The organism is Tabrizicola sp. (assembly GCF_051645465.1).
In the GTDB taxonomy this organism is placed as follows: Bacteria; Pseudomonadota; Alphaproteobacteria; order Rhodobacterales; family Rhodobacteraceae; genus Tabrizicola.
On sequence record NZ_JBOFBI010000020.1, the window covers coordinates 1 to 20,992 of the forward strand.

At 64.4% G+C, this 20,992-nt stretch carries 24 protein-coding genes and 1 pseudogene; 6 read left to right on the forward strand and 19 right to left on the reverse strand.

All coding sequences use genetic code 11. The features are described 5' to 3' along the window. Positions 1 to 17 precede the first annotated feature (17 nt). The 5 genes from ACRCSW_RS01075 to ACRCSW_RS01095 all read left to right on the forward strand — a co-directional run bounded on the left by ACRCSW_RS01075 (position 18) and on the right by ACRCSW_RS01095 (position 4,472). A complete protein-coding gene (locus tag ACRCSW_RS01075) occupies positions 18 to 740 on the forward strand; it encodes a 16S rRNA (uracil(1498)-N(3))-methyltransferase (RefSeq protein ID WP_438702186.1) in 723 nt (240 codons plus the stop codon). After that, positions 737 to 1,549, forward strand: a complete 813-nt coding sequence (locus ACRCSW_RS01080; RefSeq protein ID WP_438702148.1) for a hypothetical protein — start codon at positions 737 to 739, stop codon at positions 1,547 to 1,549. Before ACRCSW_RS01075 ends, ACRCSW_RS01080 begins: the two co-directional genes overlap by 4 nt. Continuing rightward, positions 1,546 to 2,403, forward strand: coding sequence for a GNAT family N-acetyltransferase (locus ACRCSW_RS01085; RefSeq protein WP_438702149.1), 858 nt, complete (start codon positions 1,546 to 1,548; stop codon positions 2,401 to 2,403). The genes ACRCSW_RS01080 and ACRCSW_RS01085 overlap by 4 nt, the downstream gene beginning before the upstream one ends. Continuing rightward, positions 2,400 to 2,948 (forward strand): hypothetical protein, encoded by a 549-nt coding sequence (locus ACRCSW_RS01090; protein ID WP_438702150.1) that lies wholly within the window; start codon positions 2,400 to 2,402, stop codon positions 2,946 to 2,948. Before ACRCSW_RS01085 ends, ACRCSW_RS01090 begins: the two co-directional genes overlap by 4 nt. A 177-nt stretch (positions 2,949 to 3,125) precedes the next feature. After that, complete coding sequence (locus tag ACRCSW_RS01095) at positions 3,126 to 4,472, forward strand: glutamate--cysteine ligase (protein WP_438702151.1); 1,347 nt, start codon at positions 3,126 to 3,128, stop codon at positions 4,470 to 4,472. Between the two features lie 3 nt (positions 4,473 to 4,475). On the opposite strand, the gene ACRCSW_RS01100 is transcribed toward ACRCSW_RS01095, so the two are convergent. From ACRCSW_RS01100 to ACRCSW_RS01180, 17 genes and pseudogenes are all read right to left on the reverse strand, one after another. Further along, positions 4,476 to 4,946 (reverse strand): hypothetical protein, encoded by a 471-nt coding sequence (locus tag ACRCSW_RS01100; RefSeq protein WP_438702152.1) that lies wholly within the window; start codon positions 4,944 to 4,946, stop codon positions 4,476 to 4,478. Between the two features lie 175 nt (positions 4,947 to 5,121). Continuing rightward, entirely contained in the window at positions 5,122 to 5,493 is a 372-nt protein-coding gene (locus tag ACRCSW_RS01105) for a hypothetical protein (protein ID WP_438702153.1), read from the reverse strand. Further along, positions 5,490 to 5,930 (reverse strand): hypothetical protein, encoded by a 441-nt coding sequence (locus tag ACRCSW_RS01110; protein ID WP_438702154.1) that lies wholly within the window; start codon positions 5,928 to 5,930, stop codon positions 5,490 to 5,492. The genes ACRCSW_RS01105 and ACRCSW_RS01110 overlap by 4 nt, the downstream gene beginning before the upstream one ends. Before the next feature lie 39 nt (positions 5,931 to 5,969). After that, positions 5,970 to 6,494: a GbsR/MarR family transcriptional regulator gene (locus ACRCSW_RS01115; RefSeq protein WP_438702155.1), complete on the reverse strand. Its 525-nt coding sequence runs from the start codon at positions 6,492 to 6,494 to the stop codon at positions 5,970 to 5,972. 212 nt (positions 6,495 to 6,706) lie between these two features. Then, entirely contained in the window at positions 6,707 to 7,333 is a 627-nt protein-coding gene (gene plsY, locus ACRCSW_RS01120; protein WP_438702156.1) for a glycerol-3-phosphate 1-O-acyltransferase PlsY, read from the reverse strand. 3 nt (positions 7,334 to 7,336) lie between these two features. Further along, the gene (gene pyrC / locus ACRCSW_RS01125) at positions 7,337 to 8,611 is read right to left on the reverse strand and encodes a dihydroorotase (protein WP_438702157.1); all 1,275 of its coding nucleotides are present in this window, start codon (positions 8,609 to 8,611) and stop codon (positions 7,337 to 7,339) included. After that, positions 8,608 to 9,153 carry a hypothetical protein gene (locus ACRCSW_RS01130; protein WP_438702158.1) on the reverse strand — a complete coding sequence of 182 codons (546 nt, stop codon included), beginning with the start codon at positions 9,151 to 9,153 and terminating at the stop codon, positions 8,608 to 8,610. The genes pyrC and ACRCSW_RS01130 overlap by 4 nt, the downstream gene beginning before the upstream one ends. Further along, positions 9,146 to 9,607: a hypothetical protein gene (locus ACRCSW_RS01135; RefSeq protein WP_438702159.1), complete on the reverse strand. Its 462-nt coding sequence runs from the start codon at positions 9,605 to 9,607 to the stop codon at positions 9,146 to 9,148. The genes ACRCSW_RS01130 and ACRCSW_RS01135 overlap by 8 nt, the downstream gene beginning before the upstream one ends. Before the next feature lie 117 nt (positions 9,608 to 9,724). Continuing rightward, positions 9,725 to 10,297: a hypothetical protein gene (locus tag ACRCSW_RS01140; protein ID WP_438702160.1), complete on the reverse strand. Its 573-nt coding sequence runs from the start codon at positions 10,295 to 10,297 to the stop codon at positions 9,725 to 9,727. Continuing rightward, a complete protein-coding gene (locus tag ACRCSW_RS01145) occupies positions 10,294 to 11,256 on the reverse strand; it encodes an aspartate carbamoyltransferase catalytic subunit (protein ID WP_438702161.1) in 963 nt (320 codons plus the stop codon). The genes ACRCSW_RS01140 and ACRCSW_RS01145 overlap by 4 nt, the downstream gene beginning before the upstream one ends. Positions 11,257 to 11,311: 55 nt before the next feature. Then, positions 11,312 to 12,850: a hypothetical protein gene (locus ACRCSW_RS01150; protein WP_438702162.1), complete on the reverse strand. Its 1,539-nt coding sequence runs from the start codon at positions 12,848 to 12,850 to the stop codon at positions 11,312 to 11,314. Between the two features lie 286 nt (positions 12,851 to 13,136). Continuing rightward, positions 13,137 to 13,274, reverse strand: a pseudogene (gene pyrB / locus ACRCSW_RS01155) (aspartate carbamoyltransferase catalytic subunit); the annotation flags it as partial. Between the two features lie 60 nt (positions 13,275 to 13,334). Then, positions 13,335 to 13,877: a molybdenum cofactor biosynthesis protein B gene (moaB, locus tag ACRCSW_RS01160; RefSeq protein WP_438702163.1), complete on the reverse strand. Its 543-nt coding sequence runs from the start codon at positions 13,875 to 13,877 to the stop codon at positions 13,335 to 13,337. A gap of 3 nt (positions 13,878 to 13,880) precedes the next feature. Next, a complete protein-coding gene (locus ACRCSW_RS01165) occupies positions 13,881 to 14,507 on the reverse strand; it encodes a LysE family translocator (protein ID WP_438702164.1) in 627 nt (208 codons plus the stop codon). Between the two features lie 3 nt (positions 14,508 to 14,510). Beyond that, on the reverse strand, positions 14,511 to 15,101 hold the full coding sequence (locus ACRCSW_RS01170) for a metallophosphoesterase family protein (RefSeq protein ID WP_438702165.1): 591 nt from the start codon (positions 15,099 to 15,101) through the stop codon (positions 14,511 to 14,513). Continuing rightward, complete coding sequence (locus ACRCSW_RS01175; RefSeq protein ID WP_438702166.1) at positions 15,098 to 15,895, reverse strand: uracil-DNA glycosylase; 798 nt, start codon at positions 15,893 to 15,895, stop codon at positions 15,098 to 15,100. Before ACRCSW_RS01175 ends, ACRCSW_RS01170 begins: the two co-directional genes overlap by 4 nt. Before the next feature lie 42 nt (positions 15,896 to 15,937). Beyond that, entirely contained in the window at positions 15,938 to 16,729 is a 792-nt protein-coding gene (locus ACRCSW_RS01180; protein WP_438702167.1) for a protein-disulfide reductase DsbD domain-containing protein, read from the reverse strand. A gap of 141 nt (positions 16,730 to 16,870) precedes the next feature. Between ACRCSW_RS01180 and ACRCSW_RS01185 the strand changes: the two genes are divergently transcribed. Beyond that, positions 16,871 to 17,431: a YqgE/AlgH family protein gene (locus ACRCSW_RS01185; protein ID WP_438702168.1), complete on the forward strand. Its 561-nt coding sequence runs from the start codon at positions 16,871 to 16,873 to the stop codon at positions 17,429 to 17,431. Positions 17,432 to 17,628: 197 nt separating this feature from the next. Here the strand turns inward: ACRCSW_RS01185 and ACRCSW_RS01190 are convergent, their stop codons facing one another. Together ACRCSW_RS01190 and ACRCSW_RS01195 are read right to left on the reverse strand one after the other, a co-directional pair. Then, positions 17,629 to 18,609: a hypothetical protein gene (locus ACRCSW_RS01190; protein ID WP_438702169.1), complete on the reverse strand. Its 981-nt coding sequence runs from the start codon at positions 18,607 to 18,609 to the stop codon at positions 17,629 to 17,631. Between the two features lie 46 nt (positions 18,610 to 18,655). Continuing rightward, a complete protein-coding gene (locus ACRCSW_RS01195; protein WP_438702170.1) occupies positions 18,656 to 20,992 on the reverse strand; it encodes an aldehyde dehydrogenase family protein in 2,337 nt (778 codons plus the stop codon).

Below are 20,992 nucleotides of genomic sequence, written 5' to 3' on the forward strand. Positions count from 1 at the left end.
GACATAGGTTCACGCTCATGTCGGATGCGAAGATCAGACTCTATGTAGATCAGCCGCTTGGTCCGGGGCAAGCGGTGCGGCTTTCGGTCGATCAGGCGCATTACCTGGTCGGCGTGATGCGGCTTGCGGTCGGGGCGCCAGTGCTTCTCTTCAACGGTAGCGACGGCGAATGGCGGGCGGCGCTGGCCGAAGCGGGCAAGCGCGGCGCGGTGGCGGTCTGCGAGGCCCTGACGCGGCCTTTGGTGCTGCCCCCCGACCTCTGGCTGGCCTTCGCGCCGATCAAGAAGGCGCGGACGGATTTCATCGTGGAAAAGGCGGTGGAACTTGGCGTCCGCCGCATCCTGCCCGTGCAGACGCGGCACACCAATTCCGAACGCATCCGGCAGGACCGGCTGCAGGCCCACGCGGTCGAGGCCGCCGAGCAATGCGGCGCGACCTATGTGCCAGAGGTGACAGAGTTGCAGCCCCTGGACCGGTTGCTGGCGACTTGGCCTGACGGGCGGCAGCTTTACTGGTGCGACGAGGCGGCGGCTGGCCAGCCCACAGCGATTGGCGGGCAGCCAGGCCCCGCCGCCATCCTGATCGGCCCCGAGGGCGGTTTTGCCGAGACGGAAGCGAAGCGCCTCCGCGGGATGCCTGGGGTTCATGCCTTGAGCCTCGGCCCCCGCATCCTGCGCGCCGACACGGCAGCGGTGGCGGCGATCACGCTCTGGCAGGCGGCGCATGGGGACTGGCGATGAGAGCCCCGCGCCTTCATGTACTGACAGCGCTTGCATCGGAGCATGCAGTTGTGCTGCGGAGGGGGCCTTCGGCCTGGTCTGCCAGCTTTGGCTGGAACCGTGCGACGGGTGCGATGAGCCCAGGCCAATGGTTGCGTGGGCGCATTTATGAGCACCGCTGCGACCTCTCGCCCGATGGCGGGCATCTGATCTACTTTGCGGGGAAGGGTGGGTCGTCGTATTACACGGCCCTGTCGCGCGCACCCTGGCTTAAGGCGCTCCGCTTATGGGAGAAGGGTGATACCTGGGGTGGGGGTGGGGCATTTGCGCCGGACGGAGGGCTTTGGCTGAACGGCCATGCGCTGCACAAAAAGGAATGGCTGCCCAAGGGCATGGGCGTTGCACTTGGTGACGCGTTTCCGGGGTCGATCGATGGCTTCTTTGGCGGGAATACCGTCGCCGCTCGCCTCGCCTTGCGCGGCTGGGTTGTGGAAGGCACCGGTTATGCCGTCATGTTGAAGCGCCCGCTTTGGCACGGCTGGCAGCTTGTTCGCTGGTTCGAAAACATGCCGCGGCGGGCGGTGGCCTCAAGCTGTCATGCGCTGGAGCGGGCAGCGACTGGCGAGATGGTTGACCTTCCGGGCTGGGAATGGGCGGAACCATGGGAGGGCAGGCTGCAATTTGCGGCAGGGGGAAAGCTGCAGTCGGTCGCACTGGAGCAGGACGGCAGCTTGAGCGATCTGAATGAGATCAGGGACTTCAACGGCCTGACACCCGACCCGCAGGAAGCTCCAGCAGCGGCGCACGATCGAAAGGCGCCAAATCGATGATCCGCGCCGCCGTACCAAAGGACGAGGCGGTGCTGGAGGCGTTTCTGCTGCGGCATGTGGACGGTGCGATGTTTCCCCTGTCCAATCTGCGCGATCAGGGGTTGGGCGAGGGCGACTTTGCCTCGGCTCACCCGCACGCCACCCGCTTCTGGATCGACGGCGATCCGATTGGTGGCATTCTGGCGCTGACGCGCGGGGGGATGCTGCTGCCGATGCTGCCGAACGGGTTCGACGCAGGGGCCTTTGTGCCGGTGCTCGCCGATATGGACCTCACTGGCGCCGTAGGCCCGGCCGGCCAGGTCCGCAGGCTGCTGACGGGACTGGGGCTGGCGGGTCGACCAGCCGTTGTTGATCGCGACGAGCCGGGTTTCGCGCTGGACCTCGCGTCGCTGCGGATACCGGCGGCCGACGGTGCAAAGCTGATCCCTGTCGGGGCGGACTATCGCGCACTGCTCGTCGATTGGCGCGCCGACTATCACCGGACGACCCTTGGCACGCCCGAGGATCAAGTGGCGGATCGCGCGGCAGGCGATATCGACAACTGCATCGCGAATGGTCGCCACCGTGTCCTCTTGCTGAACGGCCAGCCCGTGGCGATGACCGGCTTCAACGCGGCGCTGCCCGAGATCGTGCAGATCGGCGGGGTCTACACCCCGCCCGCCTTGCGCAACCGCGGCTACGCCCGGCTTGCCCTGGCCCTGCATCTGGCCGAGGCGCGGGCAAAGGGCGTTGCCCGTGCGGTCCTCTTTGCGGCCAGCGAGGCGGCATCCCGTGCGTACCTGAGCATCGGCTTTCAGCCCTCGCAACCGGTGGCTCTGGTTCTCTTCGACGGCGCGCAGCGGGTGCGGCCATGAGCTTCATCCGACCGGAGTTGCGGGACGGCGCCTACCGGTTCCGCGAAGTGATCGCCGGGGCCGGGCTGGCCCTTCTTGGGGCTTGGTTGGCAAGCGGCGGCGGGTACTTCCTTCTGCCGCTTGGTCTTTTGATGAGCGGGCTTGGCCTGGGCTGGGCGGTCCTGGCCCTTCGCCGCCTGCGGTTCCAGCAGGACGGCGAGGCGCCGGGGATCGTCCGCGTGACCGAGGCGCAGATCGCCTATTTCGGCCCACGGGTCGGCGGTTTCATCGGGCTGCCCGAGCTGTCAGAGCTTCGGCTCCTCACCTTGCGCGGCCGCCGGATCTGGCGGCTGAAGCAGGGCGACGGCGCGATGCTTCACATCCCCATCGAAGCCGATGGCGCCGAGGCGCTCTTTGACGCGTTCGCAGCACTTCCCGGCATGGACTCGGCCGCACTGGTCGCGGCGTTGGGCAGCCAGACGCCCTCGGACAGCCGGGTCGTCGCGCTAAACGAGGTCGACCAGCTGATCTGGAGCCGCAAAGGCGCCGGGGTCGTCGTACGCTGAAGGGGCTGGCGCAGCTGCCCGCAAGAAAATCTACGGTCCCGCGAGAATTTCTGCGGCCGGTCACCTGTCCCCGCACAAGGGGCACTCTTGACTTGGGAAGCGCCGCTTGACACCTGTTGGCGTCCCGGCCCGTTGCCGGATGAAGCACGAAGCAGCGAAGTCCCGGAGCCAAGGTCCATGTCCATTCCTCAGTCCGGTGGCGGACCGATCGAGAGCTTCGACCAGCTCGCGGCCTATATGGAGGCGGGCTGCAAGCCGAAAGCCGACTGGCGCATCGGGGCCGAGCACGAGAAATTCGGCTGGCTGACCGATACCCGCAAGCCCTTGCCCTATGCCGGTGACCGCTCGATCAGTGCGATCTTCGACCAGCTTGCCGCGCGCTACGGCTGGCAGCCCTCGCGCGAGGGCGAGAATGTCATCGGCCTGAGCCGGAACGGGGCCAACATCAGCCTTGAACCGGGCGGGCAGTTCGAGCTTTCCGGTGCACCGCTCTCCTCGACCGTCGAGTTGGCGGCAGAGCTGCAGAACCATCTGGATGAGGTGCGATCCATCGCCGATCCGATGGGCGTGCGCTTCATGGGGATCGGCGCGCCGCCGGAATGGCGGCACGAAGACATGCCGGTGATGCCGAAGGGGCGCTACCGGCTGATGACGGACTACATGGGTCGCGTCGGGACGCACGGCACGCAGATGATGTACCGGACCTGCACAGTGCAGGTGAACCTCGACTACGGGTCCGAGGCCGACATGGTCCAGAAGATGCGCGTGGCGCTGGCGCTGCAGCCGGTGGCGACCGCGCTTTTCGCCTCGTCCCCCTTCTTCGACGGCAAGCCGAACGGCCACCGCAGCTGGCGAAGCCGGATCTGGCGGGGGCTGGACAACAGCCGCACCGGCATGCTGCCCTTCGTCTTTGAGCCGGGCATGGGGTTTCAGGCCTATGTGGATTGGGTCCTCGATGTGCCGATGTACTTCGTCTACCGCGACGGCCGCTACATCAACGCGCTTGGCCAGTCGTTCCGCGACTTCCTGAACGGTCAGCTTCCGGCCCTGCCCGGGGAAAAGCCCACCCTGTCGGACTGGGCCGATCACATGACCACGGTCTTCCCCGAAGCGCGGGCCAAGAAGTTCATCGAGATGCGCGGGGCCGATTGCGGCGATCAGGCGCATATCGTGGCGCTGCCGGCGTTCTGGGTGGGGCTCATGTACGACCAGACCGCTTTGGACGCCGCCTGGGACCTGGTGAAGGGCCTGGATGCCGAAACGCGCGAAGGGCTGCGGGTCGCGGCTTCGGTCTCGGCCTTGCAAGGCGAGGCGGGGGGCGAGAAGCTTCTGGACCTTGCCCGTGCCGCCGTCGGTCTCTCACATGCCGGGCTGCTGGCGCGGGGTCTGGGCGAGGAGGCTCAGCTTGCGCCGCTCGTCGAAAGCCTGAAAACCGGGCGCGTTCAGGCGGACCGCTGGCTGGAGCTTTACGAGGGCGAATGGCAACGCGACCTGACGCCGATCTATCTTAGCACAAGCCTGTAGGCCTCAGTTTGATCCTGACATCGGGACCGGGCTGAACGCGGCGCCGTCCCAGGCCAGCGCTGTAACACAGCCTTTTGCAGGCTGTCCGCACTCGCCGCCGTCCTGGAACAGCACCAGTATCGGTTGGCCCTGCTGATTCATGACCTCCCAGTCGTGTACCAGCCATGCAAAGTGCTTCCCGTCGGCCCAGACATGCATCATTGAACCGCCAGAGCCGACATAAAGGTTCGGCGAGTTCGAGCAGTAGAACATCGCCTCATCGGCAACGACCTCCAGGGTCTCGTCACCGGTCAGTTCGAGATCTTCTGCGCGGGGGCCTTCTACCGAAAAGTTGCCGCCGCCGACTTCGCAGGCTTGATTGGCCTCTGCCAGGAGATCCTCCAGATCGAAAGCTGACGCGATTGAGGGGAAGACGGTCAGGGACGCAGCAATCAATGCACTTCGCATTTCAAGGACCTCAAGGTTTCCAGCCATGCCGATTGCCACAACCCCTATCACGGTATCGACCCGTTGGCAGGTCGTAGATTCTGACCTCGGCTGGTCCTCTGCCCGATCTGTGGTTTGATCGCTGACGGCCTGTTTCAGCGCTGAACACTGATACGATCAGGGCCGCCCGGTGCGGGGCGGCCCTCTTTTGGTCTTCAGACAGTCACGCCAGGACAGGTTCCATCTGCACTTGCAGGTCTTCCGACTTTGGCAGGGGTTTGGCGGCCGGGCCTGCATCGACAACTGCCCGCAGGGTGGTCACGGCCTGGGTGAAACCAAGACCCAGCACGACGCAGGCGAGCCCCATCGTGAACACCAGCAGGCTGAGGTCCGCTTTCAGCGTGGCAAGCGCCCCGATCAGCAGGACCGCTCCGCCGCCGATGGCGAGGAAACCGGTTGCGATGGTGATCCCGGCGGCCTTGGCGCGCGGGGCTTTTTCGGGGCAGTCGGCCAGAGCTTTGGCGATCGACAGGATCATCGCTGAAAGGCCGGTCAGGGCAAGCAGCGAGACGGAGAGGTAGGTGAGGAGCATCATGATTTGGTCCTTTCTGATGCTTGGCCGGATTGGCCAGGTGATCGGGTAACAGGTTGATGGAAGCTGCGGTAAATCCTGGCGAAGGCGGCACACCAGGCGGCCGAGAACGGGATGCCGAAGAGGGCGTAGAGTTCCAGCATCTCGCGGTTTCGGTCGGGCTGTGCGAACTGCCAGATGGCGAAGCACAAGATGAAAAGGACATAGGCGAGGAACCCGCCCATCGCGAAAGTGCCAAGGTTCAGCGGGTATCGCGTGACAATCCACAGAAGGACCGGCGTCCCGAAGACCAGGTAGGGCACGGCGCCGAACGGGACGGCGAAGACGGGGACGAGCAACACCCAGAAGAACAGCGCTGCGACCAACAGAGGAGCCAGCAACAGCGCACCGGCGAAGGCGATGGGGTCGAGGGTCGGGAGGATTTCTTGTCTTGCGGTCATTTCTGTATCTCCTGAAATAACAGGCCAAATTTTTTTAGCTCACCCTTTTGGAAGGAAGCGCGCGATCTTTGCGCCAAGCTTCATGGCCAGAAGCTGGATGCCGCGCGGCAGGGTGGACACGTCGCGGTACCAGTCGTCGAACATCTGCATGGTCTGCAGTGTCTCTTTCATCCGCGCTTTCACATGATCGGGCGTCGCATCGCCTTCGGCGGCCTCTGCCACATCGCGAAGCGCGGCGATGGTCGGGGCGAACTCGCGTTCGCGGCGGCCTTCGATCACCACGCGCGCCAGGTCGAACATGTCCTGGACCGAGGTGAAAACATCCCGCCGTTCCCCAAGCGCCCGGCTGGCTTTGACAAGCTTCCAGCCCTGCAGCTCTTTCAACCCGGTCGAGACATTGGACCGCGCAAGGCCCAGCGTTTCCGAGATTTCCTCGGCGTCCAGTGGCTCAGGCGCGATGTGCAGCAGCGCATGGATCTGCGCGACCGAGCGGTTGACGCCCCACTTGGCGCCCATCTCCCCCCAGTGGAGGATGAAGTCTTGCATGGCGGGTGTGAGGTGCATCGAATCGCTCTTTATTTCTGTATTGACAGAAATATCAGAATTTACTGACGGATCAAGAGCGATTTTGTCTGGTGAGTGTCGGGCCGGAAATCATGGCAGCCCATACTGTGTCGGTGCAGAAGATGAAGCCGGGCAAACCTTGCGAAAGTGTAAACGGATGCCAGGCAAGCCATTGATTTCATTGGCCTGAAAAACTTGGGCACCGTGCCCAGTCAGACCTCTGCCTCCGGCGCCTTCTTCGCACCGATCCTCGGTTCGGTCCCGGCCTTGATCCGCTTCAGGTTCTCGGCATGCCGGACATAGATCAGGATCGTAAGGACCAGCGACAGAAGAAGAAGCTGCCCATCGGTAAGCACCAGTATCCAGAGCCCGGTCATGGCCGCCGCGATCAGGGCCGCGATCGAGGAGATCCGGGAAAGGAGTGCTGCAACGAACCAGGTCGCGCAGACCGCAAGCCCGACCTGCCAGTCCAGCGCGAGGAGCACACCCAGGAAGGTAGCCACACCCTTGCCGCCCTTGAACTTGAGCCAGACGGGAAAGAGGTGGCCAAGAAAGGCCGCGAGGCCTGCCAACTGGGCTGCATCTTCGGCCAGAAGCCAGCCCGCGATCAGAACCGCGACGGCCCCCTTCGCCCCATCCAGAAGCAGCGTCAGAAGCGCCGCCCGCTTGTTCCCGGTCCGCAGGACATTGGTCGCCCCGATGTTGCCCGACCCGATCTGGCGAAGGTCTCCAAGGCCCATGACCTTCGTGACGAGGATGCCAAACGGGATCGATCCCAGCAGGTAGGCAAGGACGGCGGTCAGCAATAGCAGACCTTGCGAGGTCGTTAGTTCGGGCATGTCTCAGTCTTCCGCGGCAAACACCTGCGTCCCCCCGACGAAGGTCATCATCACCTTACCCTCCATCCGCGCGCCGTCAAACGGGGTGTTCTTCGATTTCGACCTCAGCTTGAAGCGGTCCATCAGGAAGGGGGCGTCGGGATCGAAAAGAACAAGGTCGGCGGGCGCCCCGGGTGTCAGGCGGCCCTGTGGCAGGCCAAGACGGTTGGCGGGGTTCAGGGCCATGGCCCGGAAGAGCCCCGGAAGGGTCATGTGCCCCGCATGATAAAGGCGCATCGCGGCGGGAAGGAACGTCTCAAGCGCCACGGCACCGGGGGCGGCCTCCTCGAACGGCAGGCGCTTCGATTCTTCGTCCGCCGGGGTGTGCATCGAAGAGATGATGTCGATCTGACCGTCCGCCACGGCCGCGACCACGGCGAGCCGGTCCTGTTCGGATCGCAGAGGAGGCGTGACCTTGAAGAAGGTCCGGTAGTCGCCCACGTCGAATTCGTTGAGCGTGAGGTGATGAATCGACGTTCCCGCCGTGACGTCCAGCCCCCCCGCCCTGGCGCGGGCAAGTGCTGGCAGGGCTTTCGCCGTGGTAATCTGGTCGACGTGGTAGCGGACGCCCGTCATCTCGACCAAGGCGAGGTCACGCTCCAGCCCCATACGCTCGGCCATTGTCGAGACCGCCGGGATACCGCGCAGCGAGGCGAACTTGCCGGAGGTGGCCGACGCGCCGGACGAAAGGCCGGGGTCCTGCGGGTGGCCAACCACCAGCGCGCCGAGCGAGCGGGCATAGCTCATCGCGCGGGTGATGGCTTTCGCTTCGGTCGAGACCTTGAAGACATCGGTGAACGCGATGGCGCCCGCGTCGCGGAGGAACCCGATCTCGGTCATCTCGCGCCCTTCGCGGGCTTTGGTCAGTGCGGCCATATGGCGAATGCGGACGGGGCTTTCGGCGGCCCGGCGGGTCACGAACTCCAGCGCTTCGGGCGTGTCGATGGCGGGGTGGGTGTCGGGCCGCGCGATGATCGTGGTGACACCCCCCGCGGCGGCCGCAAGGCCAGCGGAGCGGAACGACTCCTTGTGCCGCTCCCCCGGCTCGCCGATCTTGACGCCGAGGTCGACGATGCCGGGGGCGAGGCATTTGCCGCCGCAGTCGATGACCTTGGCGCCTTTGGGGGCGGTGGCATCGCGGGAAAGGATCAGCCCGTCCTTCACGGTCAGGCTGCCGACTGCATCGGTTGCGGCCTCCGGGTCGATCAGGCGGGCGTTCGTGAAATGCAGGCTTGTCATGTTGGTCCTGTCTGGATGCTGCGCATCAGCCGGTAGACTTCGGTTCCGTCCTTGATCCCCTCGAACCCGATGCGGGTGGTTGTGATGCCACCTTCGCTACCGTCCTCGCTGCGCGCGTGAAACCAGACATTGTCGTAGCCGTCGCAGTGGTCAATCTCCAGCGCCGTCTTCGGCAGGATCGGATAGACTTTCAGCGACCGTTTGCGGGACTGGCGGGCGACATACGCGGCACGGGTCGACAAGGCATAGCGTGTTGTCCGATGGGCCTTTGCCGCTTCGACCCATTCGCCAAAGGCGAACGTATAGCCTACGACGATGAAGATCAGCCCCAGAGCAAGGGTGACAAGGCCGATGCCGACGTCGCCCCGCCAGAAGATGTGCTGGAGCCCCACCCCGGTGCCTGCCAGTCCGAAAAAGAAGAACGGCACACCAAAGAGCGATATGAAGGCCAGCCGTTCCCGGTTGCGGATACCGGGCTGGGGGGCGCCTTCCCAGAGGATGCGCTCACCTGGCTGGAGGTAGGCGTCCCAGCCTTCAGCCATCGCGGGTCTTCCGCCCGGCGGCAGTCATCAGCAGGTACGACACGGTAGCGGGGTCGGACTGGTACTTGACCAAGTGCTTGTCGCCCGTCGTGGAGGTCAGCTGAACGGCATTGAGGTAGGGTCGGGCGGTCAGAAGATGGGTCAGCGGAACCGCACGGCCCGCCGGGCCAAGCAGGCGGCGGTTGGTCAGGCGCCAGACCTCGGCCATCGCTTCGGGCTGAACAAAAGCCGCGCGTGCGGCGACGGCAAGGACCGCGCCGACCGGGCCAGCGACCGGATAGGGGTTCTGGAGCCACAACAGGACGAGGCCCGCAAGGGTGCCAAGGATCACCGCCATGATCAGATGCGCGCGCCAGTAGGTCTCCGCGTCGGGGCGGAATTCGGTGATGAGCTTCTCACCCTCCATCAGCTCGGTCGGGTGGCCCATGATGGGATCGGGTTCGATGCGGGCCATGTCAGGCGATGAAGACGATGAAGAGGGTGAAGAGGGCAAGGAACAGAAGGACCGCCGCAGCGACCATCCCGCCCTGGCGCATCTCTTGTTTGGTGGGCTTGCGGTTGGGGTCGGGGGTCATGGCTCGACTGTCTGGTTGATTATTGCCATCGCCGCAGTTGCATCATTCTGAGAGAGTTTTTCGAACAGAATATATGCATCAGACTCAGCGTCATTGGCTTGACCCCGCACTTCGATGGATAGCCCTGTCAGGTCGCGCTCACGGGTCAGGGCAACGCGCCCGTTCGTCAGCTTCGTGCCAACGATGAGTTCCGATTTGTTTGGGCGCTCAACAGCCATAAACAACCGGTGGTCGCTCATTGCATATGATGTCGCCGCCAGTCTCCGGCGGCCGCCACGGACTAACATCAGGACGATGATAGCGATTCCGACTGCAAGCAGCGCCAGGAACACATCGCGACCGGACCCTCCACATCTGCCTTGGAACAGCCGCTCCGTGGTGGAAAGACGGCCCGAAAACACGAGGGCAAGATAGACTGCGGCGAGTACTCCGCCGACGGCAGCCAGCCATAGCCAGATCAGCAACTGCCCGGCGATCGGTTTCAGAACCGGCTTTGCGGACCAAATCAGGTCCTCGCCGGGCCGCATCAGCTCCCGGAAGGGTCGTGAATCAATTTCTCCCTCGCTCACGCCATCATCCCCACGATCTTCCGTCCTCGCTCGGCCCGCAGGTTCCGGGCGAGCAAATCCATGCAGGCCATCCGGACTGCGACACCCATCTCCACCTGATCCTGGATCACCGACCGGTTGATGTCGTCGGCGAGGTCTCCGTCGATCTCTACCCCTCGGTTCATCGGGCCGGGGTGCATGACGATGGCGTCGGGGCTCGCGGCCGCCAGTTTTTCGGCGTCGAGGCCATAGCGGTGGTAGTATTCGCGCTCGGAGGGGATGAATCCGCCATCCATTCGTTCCTTCTGCAGCCGCAGCATCATCACCACGTCCGCGCCCTTCAGCCCTTCGCGCATGTCGTCGAAAAGCTCGCAGCCGAAGTCCTCGACGCCCGAGGGCATCAGTGTCGGCGGGGCGATCAGGCGCAGGCGGTTTTCCATCTTGCCCAGCAGGATCAAGTTCGACCGGGCCACGCGGGAATGGGCGATGTCGCCGCAGATGGCGATGGTCAGGCGCTGGATGCGGCCCTTGGCGCGGCGGATGGTCAGGGCATCGAGCAGCGCCTGCGTCGGGTGTTCATGCCGCCCGTCGCCCGCGTTGAGGACCGCGCAGTCGACCTTCTGAGCGAGAAGGTTCACCGCTCCACTGGAAGGATGCCGCACGACCAGCAGGTCCGGGTGCATGGCGTTCAAGGTCATCGCGGTGTCGATAAGCGTCTCGCCCTTCTTCACCGAGGAATTCGCGACCGACATGTTCATCACATCCGCGCCGAGGCGTTTCCCGGCCAGTTCAAAGCTTGATTGCGTGCGGGTGGAGTTCTCGAAGAAGAGGTTGATCTGCGTCATCCCCGCCAGGGTGTCGGACTGCTTCACCGTTCGGCGGTTGAGGTCGACATAGCGTTCGGCAAGGTCAAGGACGGTGGTGATTTCAAGCGGCGAGAGATGCTCGATCCCTAGCAAGTGACGCGCGCGGAATGACATGGGCTACCCCCGGTTTCGCCCGCTTATGGCAGAAAGCGGGCGGGTGGGGCAAGGATCAGTCGGTGACGAGGAAGCTGGCGATCAGCGCGGTAAGCGGTGCCTCCATCTCCCGCCATCGCGGCAGGAGTTCGGGAGGGTAGCTGAAGAAGAGCTGCATGGTTGGGCTGCCCCCTGTGGCGCTGCGCGGCACAAAACCCTGTACGCAGTTCGGATCAAATCCGGGCGGTTCCACGATCACTTGCCCGCACCTGATCCCTGTCGTGACATCGTCGACCCATGTGGGGTTGTCGTCTGTGGGCGTGACCTCGGCATACCAGTCCACGCCGTCGCTGTCCCGATAGTGATGCAGACCATGCACCAGCGGCATGGTTTCAATGTTCACATCCTTGGGCTTGATGCCATTTTTGATGTACCACAGAATGTCGTAGCTCATCGATACAAAGGCCCAGCTTGAGTCTCGGACAGGGTTGTCGTCTACGGGAACAAAATCGGGTGCCTTGACCCGGATCCGAAAACCAAAGGTGCCCGACTGCGCCTCAAACGCCGCAGGCACGCGAAACCTCTCAGTCGTAAAGATGGGCTTTTCACCATCTTCCGTCATCTCACCATCCCACAAGAAAGCCATGATCTCCGACGCGCCATCTGACGGTATGTTCCGCAAATTGTTCAGACGCGGGATGCAGTTTACCGGGTAAAGCGGTACGTCGTCGTGACGCGACGACTCTACAAACCCCGCCCCTGCCTGCGCCCAGGAATAGATTAGAAAAGGCGAAGTCGTCTTCCCAAGCTCGTCGACAGCACCCCCAGCCCGTTCGATGACAAGGAGAGGGCTGTCGAACCAGTCCACGCTCGGTTCGCCCCCGTAATCATTGATTTCCGGTTTTGAAATCGTCAGGAACGTCAGATCACCCATCGACTGCACCGTCCCCTGCGACAGGGCGTTGCTCAGACGTTTGTTCAGATCAATGCAATACGGCGCGCCGTCCGCCACCTCTTCCGCGTTCGCCCGGACCTCTGCCGGGAAGATGAACGCGCCCCAGGTGGTCAATCCCAGCGTGACCAAGGCAAAGCCGACAAGGCCGGCCCGTAGCACCGCACGGCGCCTCCACCAGGCAGTCGCAAGCGCGCCGAGGGCGATGACGCCAAACCCCGCATGCCACAGATAGCCGTGTGAAGCCCCGTCCAGAAACCACGCCGCCCGCCAGAACAACGCGACGGCCAGCACGATGCCGAAGCCTGCTGCCAGGGCCATATCCGCGCGGTCACGCCACGGGTTGGGAGCGTCCGGAACTGGCGGTGGCAGGGGTTCGCGTCTGGCCCAGGGCTTTTCGGGGTCAAACCTGTAGACGGGCGCGCGCGGTTTTGCCAGCTGCCAGCGCAGCAGGATCAGGCCTGCCAGAATGACGGCACCCCACCATGCCAACTCCAGGTCCATGATCCGGTCCTGCAGGCCGAAGAAATGCACGGATGAGACCGACAGTATTGCGGCGACCGGCACCAAAAGCGCGGCAAACCCCCACCGGATCGCCCAGTGGTGCGGCAGAAGGACAAGCCCGATAGCTCCCGCCAGAAAAACAGGATGAAGAAACAGCATGGTCGCCTGGGTCGCTAGTGTTGGCCCGTCCATCGTTCCACCGACCTATCGTGAGCGTCTCCTGACGATGCTTATGGCCTCCAGATCATGCAAGTCGGCATTCCCAGACCGCTATGCCGCGGCGGTCTCACGGCACGCTCCCGATGACAGGCACGAAAGGTCAGGGTGGTGTCACGCCGGGGTGAGGTGCACATACCAAGGCGGTGGGCAGAGCCGGTATTCAGCGCAGAGAGGTACGCCAGATCGAAAGATAGAGTCGGTCACCAAAAGTCGAAATCATACCCTCGATTGCCGCCAGGGTGTCGGACTGCTTCACCGTCCGGCGGTTGAGGTCGACGTAGCGCTCGGCAAGGTCAAGGACGGTGGTGATTTCAAGCGGCGAGAGATGCCCGATCCCCAGCAGATCGCGGGCGCGGAAGGCCATGGATGTCCCCTCTCCGGTTTTTCCCTCTATCGCAAAGCGGGGGCAGGGGGCAAGCGTCCGTCACTTCCGTCGCAGGTGCTCTTCCAGCCGGGGCATGATCTCGACGAAGTTGCAGGGGCGGTGGCGGCTGTCGAACTGGAAGGCCAGGATTTCGTCCCAGGCGTCGCGGCAGGCGCCGGGGCTGCCGGGAAGGGCGAAGAGGTAGGTGCCGCCGGCGACGCCGCCGCAGGCCCGGCTTTGTACTGCGCTGGTGCCGATCTTCTGCATGCTGACGATTGTGAAGACGGTGCCGAAGGCTTCGATCTCTTTCTCGTAGACGTCGCGGTGCGCCTCGACCGTCACGTCGCGGCCCGTCAGGCCTGTGCCGCCGGTGGTCAGGATCGCATCGACGCCCGGATCGGCGATCCATTCGCGGAGGCGGGCGGCGATGCGCTGGCGGTCGTCGGGCAGGATGCCTCTTGCAGCAAGGGTGTGACCCGCCCCGGTCAGCCGCTCGACCAGCGTGTCGCCCGACTTGTCCGTCTCGGGCGTGCGGGTGTCGCTGACCGTCAGGACTGCGATACGGATCGGGTGGAAGGGCCGGGTTTCGTCGATACGCGACATGGATCAGTTCCGGGGCATGAGGGCAAGGCGCAGGGCAAGCGCGCCGAAGATGGTCGCGCTGATCCGGGCCAGCCAGCGGGAGAGGCTTGCCGATCGCGCGAGCCGCTGACCGATCGAGCCCGCGAAATGGCCGACGACCCCGTTCACGACCAGCCCGCCGATGCACAGGACCGCGCCAAGGGTCAGGAACTGCGGCAGGATCGGACGGGTGGGGTTCACGAACTGCGGCAGGAAGGCGAGGATGAAGAGAATGACCTTGGGATTCAGGAGGTTGACAATCAGCGCCTGCAGGAAGACCTTGCGGGCCGGGTTGGGCGTGACCTGCATCTCGCCTGCCAGCGGAGACGACCGGAGGGCTGCAAACGCGAGCCACAGAAGGTAGCCCACCCCAAGCCACCTGATCACCTCGAAGGCGGTCGGATACGCGGCAACCAGCGCGCCAAGCCCCAGAGCGGCAAGAAGGGTGTGGATCATCCCTCCCGTTGCGATGCCGAAATTCGCGGCCATCGCTGCCCTGCGCCCGACCCTGAGGCCCTGCCCGAGGCAGAACATCATGTCCGCCCCTGGCGTCAGGTTCAGCGCCAATGCGGCGGGGACGAAGGCGAGGAGGGTCATCCACTCGACAGACATCGCTCAAAGCTCCAGAAGAACGGGCTCTGGGCCGAGATTGATGACCTCGGTCGCACCGACATGCCCGCGCCGACCCCAGCTGTCATGGATATGGCCGCAGAGGCAGAACCTTGGCTGCAGGCGTTCGATGGCAGCAAGGATGGCCGTGGAGCCAAGAGAACGGCCTGACGACGACGCATCGGCCACGCCCTTGGGCGGTGCGTGGGTGATCAGTATGTCCACGCTGCCCATCGGGGCAAGAAGCGCGGCCGCCTCGGCTTCGGTCAGATCGCAGGACCAGTCGCCGAACGGCGTTGGCGGGACTGCACATCCCATACCGAAAAGCGCAAGGCCGACCCGGCGCGTGCCCGTGCCATGAAGGACCGTAGCGCGTGTGGCAGCTGTCAGTTCCACGGCGCTTTCGGCGTTGCCGCAGACCACGACGGCCTTTTCGGCCAGCGGGTCAAGCAAAGCCATCGCCTCGGTAAGGCCTTGCCGCATATTGCAGAAATCCCCCGCGCCGATGACAAGATCGGCGTCCTTGGCTGCGGACAGCAGGGCGGGCACAAGGCCGGCCCTCGCGTGAAAGTCCGAGAAGGCCATGATGCGCGTCATGGCGAAAGCCTCGCCTGCAGCGACAAGAGGTCGGCCCAGGCCTCGCGCTTGGCGCTCGGGTTGCGGAGGAGATAGGCCGGGTGGGTCATCGGCAGGAGCGGCTTGCCAAGCGCCTGGGTCCAGTTGCCCCGCGCCCGCAGGATGCCACGGTGGCCGGTCAGCGCGTCAAGCGGGGTGTTGCCCATGACGACGATCACCGCCGGGTCGACAAGGGCGATGTGTCTCTCGACAAAGGGGCGCATCATCGCGATTTCCGCGGGTTCGGGGTCGCGGTTGCCGGGGGGGCGCCAGGGCAGGACGTTGGTGATGTAAAGCGCTGTCTCTGGATCGGGGCTGGTGCGCGACAGGCCGATGGCGGCGAACATCCGGTCGAGAAGCTGACCGGCGCGGCCCACGAAAGGGCGGCCTTCGCGGTCTTCTTCCGCGCCCGGCGCCTCGCCCAGGATCAGGACGCGAGCCTTGGGGTTGCCGTCGGCAAAGACCGTGTTCCGGGCGCCTTTCTTGAGCTCGCACAGGTCGAAACTGGCGATGACCTCGCGCAGATCGTCCAGGGTCTGGGCTCCAGCGGCGGCGGCTTGCGCGGCCGAGACCGGGTCGATACCGAAGCCCGTTGGGGGGGATTGCGGTTTCGGACTCGTCGGGGCCGGGACAGCAGGCTTCGGCGCCTCGGCCGCGAGCTCATATCGGTTTATCGGAAGATCGCCGACCGCCTCGTCCGCCCCGGCCTCGACCTGCCAGGCCAATGCTGCAAGGGCCACATGCCAGTCATCGGTGATCTCGGCGGCGATTCCCATGAGGCGAGATTAGGGCCGGGGCGGGCGTGCCACAACCCGCCGTCATGGGGCGGGGCAGCCCCGAACCTCGACCGCGCCACCGGCGGCGAGGATGGTCATCGTGACCCCCGACCGGTCAAGCGCGAAGGGTGCACCGGCAGGGGGGACGAGTTCGGTCATTGCGACAAGCTCGCCACCTTCGCGCTGGGTGACGGCTTCAGCGACCCAGACGTCGCGGTCAGAGGTCTCGAAGGCGACGACTTCGGGCTGGCCCGGATCGGGCAGCCGGACCCGTGCGGTGAGCCGCAGGCCGTCGCGGATCGGGTCGATGGCGCAGGCGACGGCGGTGACGCCCGCCTCACCCGCCGTTGCCGCGCGCTGCGCCAGGGCAGCCTTGATGCTGGCGTCGGGCGCACCTGGGGGTGTGAGGTCGGAGGCGAGTTCAAGCGACGCCGGAAGACAGATTTCGTCGCAGACGCCAAGAGCCATTTCGACCGAAAGCCGGACCGGCCGGGTGGGGTCTATCGGTGTGATTTCCAGAGGCAGAACAAGATGTTCGTGGTAGCCAATGCTTTGCATGCCGTTGGTATGAAACACCTCGGGCGCGGGCCAGTGGATGCGGACGGACTTCACGTTTTCGGACCCCGACCAGTCGAACGTCGGCGGGATTCCCGCATCGCCGGGGCTGCGCCAGTAGGTTTTCCATCCCGGCGCCAGCGTCAGATCCATCGCAGCCATATGCGCGCCGCTCTCCATCTGCCAGCCGGGCAGAAGCGTGGCGGACAAGACGTCGTCCTGCGTGGTGGCGAGGGCCGGGGGGGCGATGAGGGCGAGGAGTGTGGCGATGCGGATCATGCATCGACCATAGGAAAAGCCAGGGCCAAGGGAAATCACATTGCGGCGAAAGCGCGTGAGCGTGATCTTCAGGCCACGGCCCTGGGGGTTGTCGGCGGCGGCGCGGGGGTCCATGTTTGTTGTGTGGTTTCGGGGGTGTGGATGGACCTTGCCGGACAGATTCTGATCGCCATGCCAGGCATGGCTGACCCGCGGTTCGACCGGAGCGTGGTCTTGATCTGCGCCCATTCGGCCGAGGGGGCGATGGGGTTGATCGTCAACAAGCCATTGGAAGAGTTGAGCTTTTCCGGACTGCTTGAGCACCTGAACATTCCGCTTGGACCGGAGGGGCGGGATATTCGGGTGCTCTTTGGCGGGCCGGTGGAGCGGGGGCGGGGGTTCGTTTTGCACTCGGCGGACTGGAAGCGGAACCGGGCGGAGGGGACTATGGTGGTTCCCGGCGGGTTCGAGATGACCGCTACGCAGGACATTCTGGAGGCGCTGGCCAAGGGCGGGGGGCCGGATAAGGCTTTGCTGGCGCTTGGTTATTCCGGCTGGGGGCCGGGGCAGCTGGAGGCCGAGATCGCGCGGAACGACTGGCTGACTTCGGAGGCTCCGGAGGGGTTGGTGTTTGGCGGGGATGAGGCGACCAAGTGGGCGGCGGCGCTGAAGGGGATGGGGATCGATCCGCTGACGTTGAGTGCGGCGGCGGGGCGGGCCTGACGGGGGCCGCAAGGGAATCCCCTAAGGGGTTGGGAACGCTGGGTTAATCTTGGAGATTTCGAACAGGTTAATCGTCTTCTTTTCATCTTCTTTCCGTCTTCTTTCCATCTCTACGCGCGTGGAGATGGGTGGGCGTTAACCATGCGGGGCGAATCGGGGGATGGGGAGGTGATAGGTTTGCACCCAGCCTACGCTTGCTACGTTGTCTGCGGGTGGATACACAGGCTTTTGCCTTCCGGACAGCCGAATACACAGGCGGAGTTGTTGGCGCCCCAAAATGCAACCCCATAGAAGTACCAGTCAAAATAGAACTCTTTCAACTCCCGCTTCGCACGCTTGATGAGGGGGGAGGCTTCTGGCGGATTTCCGGGAAGGAACTCGCCGATGAATTCCATCACCTTTCCCGTTCTCGGGCAGATAGGAATTTCGGGGGCCTGAAGCCAGATCGGATAGCTCGCATTGCAGTTGTAGACATCATCGCCGACTACATCCTCTTCGCGCAATGGGACGCGACGAAAGCTCTCCGGCTTGTAGCGGACTTCTTCATCGCCGTTGAACAGCGACGCAATCTCTTCGCTTTCGCGGATTTCAGTGAAGAATGTCGCTTCCCCGGGGCCGTAAGCTCCTCCACCGTCCCAGAGCTTGACGCGTCGACAGACATCAAGGCCGAACAGTTTCGGAGCAAGCGGGTTTTCCAGATCAAGGAAAAGATGCGGATGATGATCCAGAAACATCGGATAGATGAGATGGATGTCCGCGCCCCAACGCTCCAACCCAGGCTCATTTCGACTTAGTCGGCCAATGTACTGATATCCGGACATGAAACTTGCCTTGGGCATGACGAACCCTTCCGGCGGCGCACCGCCGAACTGCGAAAGGCCATCCTGGTCCCGAATCCATGATGCAGGGGGAACAGGTTGATCAAGCAAGGGTTTCAGCTTTCCGCCAAGCGCCTCACTTGCGATCCGGTCGCCAAAGTGAAGGTATGCGTCGTCATTGCACTCGACACCTGCGCCAACGACTTTTCCATCCTCATCGAAGTCTACACAGGCACATATGTAACCCGCCTTGATGAATTGATGGGCTATGTAGTCGCTGACATGATGAATCTTCAGGGCTTCATACGTCAGTGGATGCGCAGAAAATTCAAGCTCCCTGTGATGGAAGTACTGTCTCATTTCAGATCACCGCAGCGAGCCGTAATTTGGTCGGGTGGGACGGGCGTCACTCCCCATACGGCACCCAGACGGTCTTGACCTCGGTCGCTTGGGACAGGAACGTCCGGCCTTCGCCCTCAGCCCCCATCCAGTTGCGGGCTTTGCCGTGGTTGACCCAGGTGCGTTTCAGGTTGCCGGCGGCCTCGCGTTCGATGAGGGCGGAGAGGTCGTGGGAGGAGAAGCTCCAGACGGCGTCGACGTCCATGTGGCCGGCGAGGGATTTCGCGAGGTCAGGGGCGGGGCCGGTGACGATGTTGACGACGCCTCCCGGCACGTCGGAGGTGTCGAGGACCTGGTAGAAGTCGGTGGCGGCAAGGGGGGCTGACCCTGGGACCAGGACGCAGGTGTTGCCCATGGCGATGGCGGGGGCCATGACGGAGATGAGGCCGAGGAGGGGGGCTTCGTCCGGGCAGAGGGCTCCGATCACGCCGACGGGTTCGTTCATGGCCAAAGCGATGCCGCGGATGGGGACGGATTTGGCGTGGCCGTCGTATTTGTCGGCCCAGGCGGCGTAGGTGAAGAGGCGCTGGATGGAGGCGTCGACCTCCTCAGTGCCCGGTTTGCCGGTGAGTTCTTTCAGTCTGGTGGCGAACTCCGCCGCGCGGGCGGAGAGGTTTTCGGCGATGAAATAGAGGACCTGCGCGCGGTTGTAGGCGGTGGTCTTGGCCCAGGATTTGGCGGCGTGGGCGGCCTCGACGGCGTTCCTTATGTCCTTGCGGTTGCCGATGCCGGTATGGCCGAGGAGTTTGCCTTTGGGGCCGTAGATGGGTTGGCTGTAGCCGCTGTCGGGGCGGGCCTGTTTGCCGCCGATGTACATCTTGGCGGTGCGGTCCAGGGTTTCGATCAGCGGCTCCTCGGGGCCCGGGATGGGCGTTGCGGGTTTGAGGAGCGCTGGTTTGGCGGCGGGTTTGAGGTAGGCCATCAGGCCCTCCCACCCTCCCTCACGTCCGAAGCCGGACTCGCGGACACCGCCGAAGCCTGCGGCGGCGTCCATCAGGTTGGTGGAGTTGATCCAGACGATGCCGGCTTTCAGTTTCGGGGCGATGTCGAGGGCGAGGTTGATGTTCTCGGTCCAGACGGTGGAGGCGAGGCCATATCTCGTGTTGTTGGCCAGGGCGACAGCTTCCTCGGGGGTGCGGAAGGTCATCGAGACGAGGACGGGGCCGAAGATTTCCTCTTGCATGAGGGTGGAGGCGGTGCCGAGGCCGGTGATGAGGGTGGGGGGGTAGAAGCAGCCTTGCGGGACGGGGGTTGCGGCCTGGTAGTGGTCGCCCTCGGGGTTGTCTTTGACCAGCTGGGTGATGGTTTGCAGTTGGATGGGGTCGACGATGGCGCCGACGTCGATGGCTTTGTCGAGGGGGTCGCCGAGGCGGAGGCCGTCCATCCGGCGTTTGAGTTTCTGGTAGAAGCGGGGGGCGACGCCTTCCTGGACGAGGAGGCGGGAGCCCGCACAGCAGACCTGGCCCTGGTTGAACCAGATCGCGTCGACGAGGCCTTCGACGGCGCTATCGAGGTCGGCGTCGTCGAAGACGATGTAGGGGGATTTGCCGCCGAGTTCGAGGGTGACGGCTTTGCCGGTGCCAGCTGTGGCTTGGCGGATGCGTTTGCCGACGGAGGTGGAGCCGGTGAAGGCGATCTTGTCTACGGGCGCTTCGACGAGGGCAGCGCCGGTGGTGCCGTCGCCGGTAACGATGTTGAGCACACCTTTGGGGAGGCCGGCTTCTTTGGTGATTTCGGCGAAGAGGAGGGCGGTGAGGGGGGTGTATTCGGCGGGTTTGAGGACGATGGTGTTCCCGGCGGCGAGGGCGGGGGCGACCTTCCAGGCGAGCATCAGGAGGGGGAAGTTCCAGGGGATGACTGCGCCGCAGACACCTAGCGGTTGGAGGTCGGGGTGTTCTGTCGGGAGCAGTTGGGCGAGGCCGGCGTGGTAGGAGAAGTGGCGGGCGACGAGGGGGATGTCGATGTCGCGGGACTCGCGGATCGGTTTGCCGTTGTCGAGGGTTTCAAGGACGGCGAGGAGGCGGGAGTGTTTCTGGGTGAGGCGGGCGAGGGCGTAGAGGTATTGGGCGCGCTTGTGGGCGGGGAGTTTGGCCCATTTGGGTTGGGCACGGCGGGCGGCGGACACGGCTTGCGCAATGTCATCGGGGGTGCCCTGGGTGATCTCGGCCAGGTGCTTGCCGGTGGCGGGGTTCGAGGTCGGGAAGGTCTGGCCCGGTCTGGTGAAGGCGCCGTCGATCCAGTGGCCGAAGGCGTGGTTGTGGTTGGCGAGCCAGTTTTGCGCCTCGGCGGAGGATTCGGGGGCGGGGCCGTAAGCCATGCTGTCGAAGATTTCCTTGATGGTCAT

Coding starts and splice junctions, on each gene's coding strand:
- ACRCSW_RS01075 (WP_438702186.1), top strand. CDS start 18: ATGTCGGATGCGAAGATCAGACTCTATGTAGATCAGCCGCTTGGTCCG.
- ACRCSW_RS01080 (WP_438702148.1), top strand. CDS start 737: ATGAGAGCCCCGCGCCTTCATGTACTGACAGCGCTTGCATCGGAGCAT.
- ACRCSW_RS01085 (WP_438702149.1), top strand. CDS start 1,546: ATGATCCGCGCCGCCGTACCAAAGGACGAGGCGGTGCTGGAGGCGTTT.
- ACRCSW_RS01090 (WP_438702150.1), top strand. CDS start 2,400: ATGAGCTTCATCCGACCGGAGTTGCGGGACGGCGCCTACCGGTTCCGC.
- ACRCSW_RS01095 (WP_438702151.1), top strand. CDS start 3,126: ATGTCCATTCCTCAGTCCGGTGGCGGACCGATCGAGAGCTTCGACCAG.
- ACRCSW_RS01100 (WP_438702152.1), bottom strand. CDS start 4,946: ATGGCTGGAAACCTTGAGGTCCTTGAAATGCGAAGTGCATTGATTGCT.
- ACRCSW_RS01105 (WP_438702153.1), bottom strand. CDS start 5,493: ATGATGCTCCTCACCTACCTCTCCGTCTCGCTGCTTGCCCTGACCGGC.
- ACRCSW_RS01110 (WP_438702154.1), bottom strand. CDS start 5,930: ATGACCGCAAGACAAGAAATCCTCCCGACCCTCGACCCCATCGCCTTC.
- ACRCSW_RS01115 (WP_438702155.1), bottom strand. CDS start 6,494: ATGCACCTCACACCCGCCATGCAAGACTTCATCCTCCACTGGGGGGAG.
- plsY (WP_438702156.1), bottom strand. CDS start 7,333: ATGCCCGAACTAACGACCTCGCAAGGTCTGCTATTGCTGACCGCCGTC.
- pyrC (WP_438702157.1), bottom strand. CDS start 8,611: ATGACAAGCCTGCATTTCACGAACGCCCGCCTGATCGACCCGGAGGCC.
- ACRCSW_RS01130 (WP_438702158.1), bottom strand. CDS start 9,153: ATGGCTGAAGGCTGGGACGCCTACCTCCAGCCAGGTGAGCGCATCCTC.
- ACRCSW_RS01135 (WP_438702159.1), bottom strand. CDS start 9,607: ATGGCCCGCATCGAACCCGATCCCATCATGGGCCACCCGACCGAGCTG.
- ACRCSW_RS01145 (WP_438702161.1), bottom strand. CDS start 11,256: ATGTCATTCCGCGCGCGTCACTTGCTAGGGATCGAGCATCTCTCGCCG.
- ACRCSW_RS01150 (WP_438702162.1), bottom strand. CDS start 12,850: ATGCTGTTTCTTCATCCTGTTTTTCTGGCGGGAGCTATCGGGCTTGTC.
- moaB (WP_438702163.1), bottom strand. CDS start 13,877: ATGTCGCGTATCGACGAAACCCGGCCCTTCCACCCGATCCGTATCGCA.
- ACRCSW_RS01165 (WP_438702164.1), bottom strand. CDS start 14,507: ATGTCTGTCGAGTGGATGACCCTCCTCGCCTTCGTCCCCGCCGCATTG.
- ACRCSW_RS01170 (WP_438702165.1), bottom strand. CDS start 15,101: ATGACGCGCATCATGGCCTTCTCGGACTTTCACGCGAGGGCCGGCCTT.
- ACRCSW_RS01175 (WP_438702166.1), bottom strand. CDS start 15,895: ATGGGAATCGCCGCCGAGATCACCGATGACTGGCATGTGGCCCTTGCA.
- ACRCSW_RS01180 (WP_438702167.1), bottom strand. CDS start 16,729: ATGATCCGCATCGCCACACTCCTCGCCCTCATCGCCCCCCCGGCCCTC.
- ACRCSW_RS01185 (WP_438702168.1), top strand. CDS start 16,871: ATGGACCTTGCCGGACAGATTCTGATCGCCATGCCAGGCATGGCTGAC.
- ACRCSW_RS01190 (WP_438702169.1), bottom strand. CDS start 18,609: ATGAGACAGTACTTCCATCACAGGGAGCTTGAATTTTCTGCGCATCCA.
- ACRCSW_RS01195 (WP_438702170.1), bottom strand. CDS start 20,992: ATGACCATCAAGGAAATCTTCGACAGCATGGCTTACGGCCCCGCCCCC.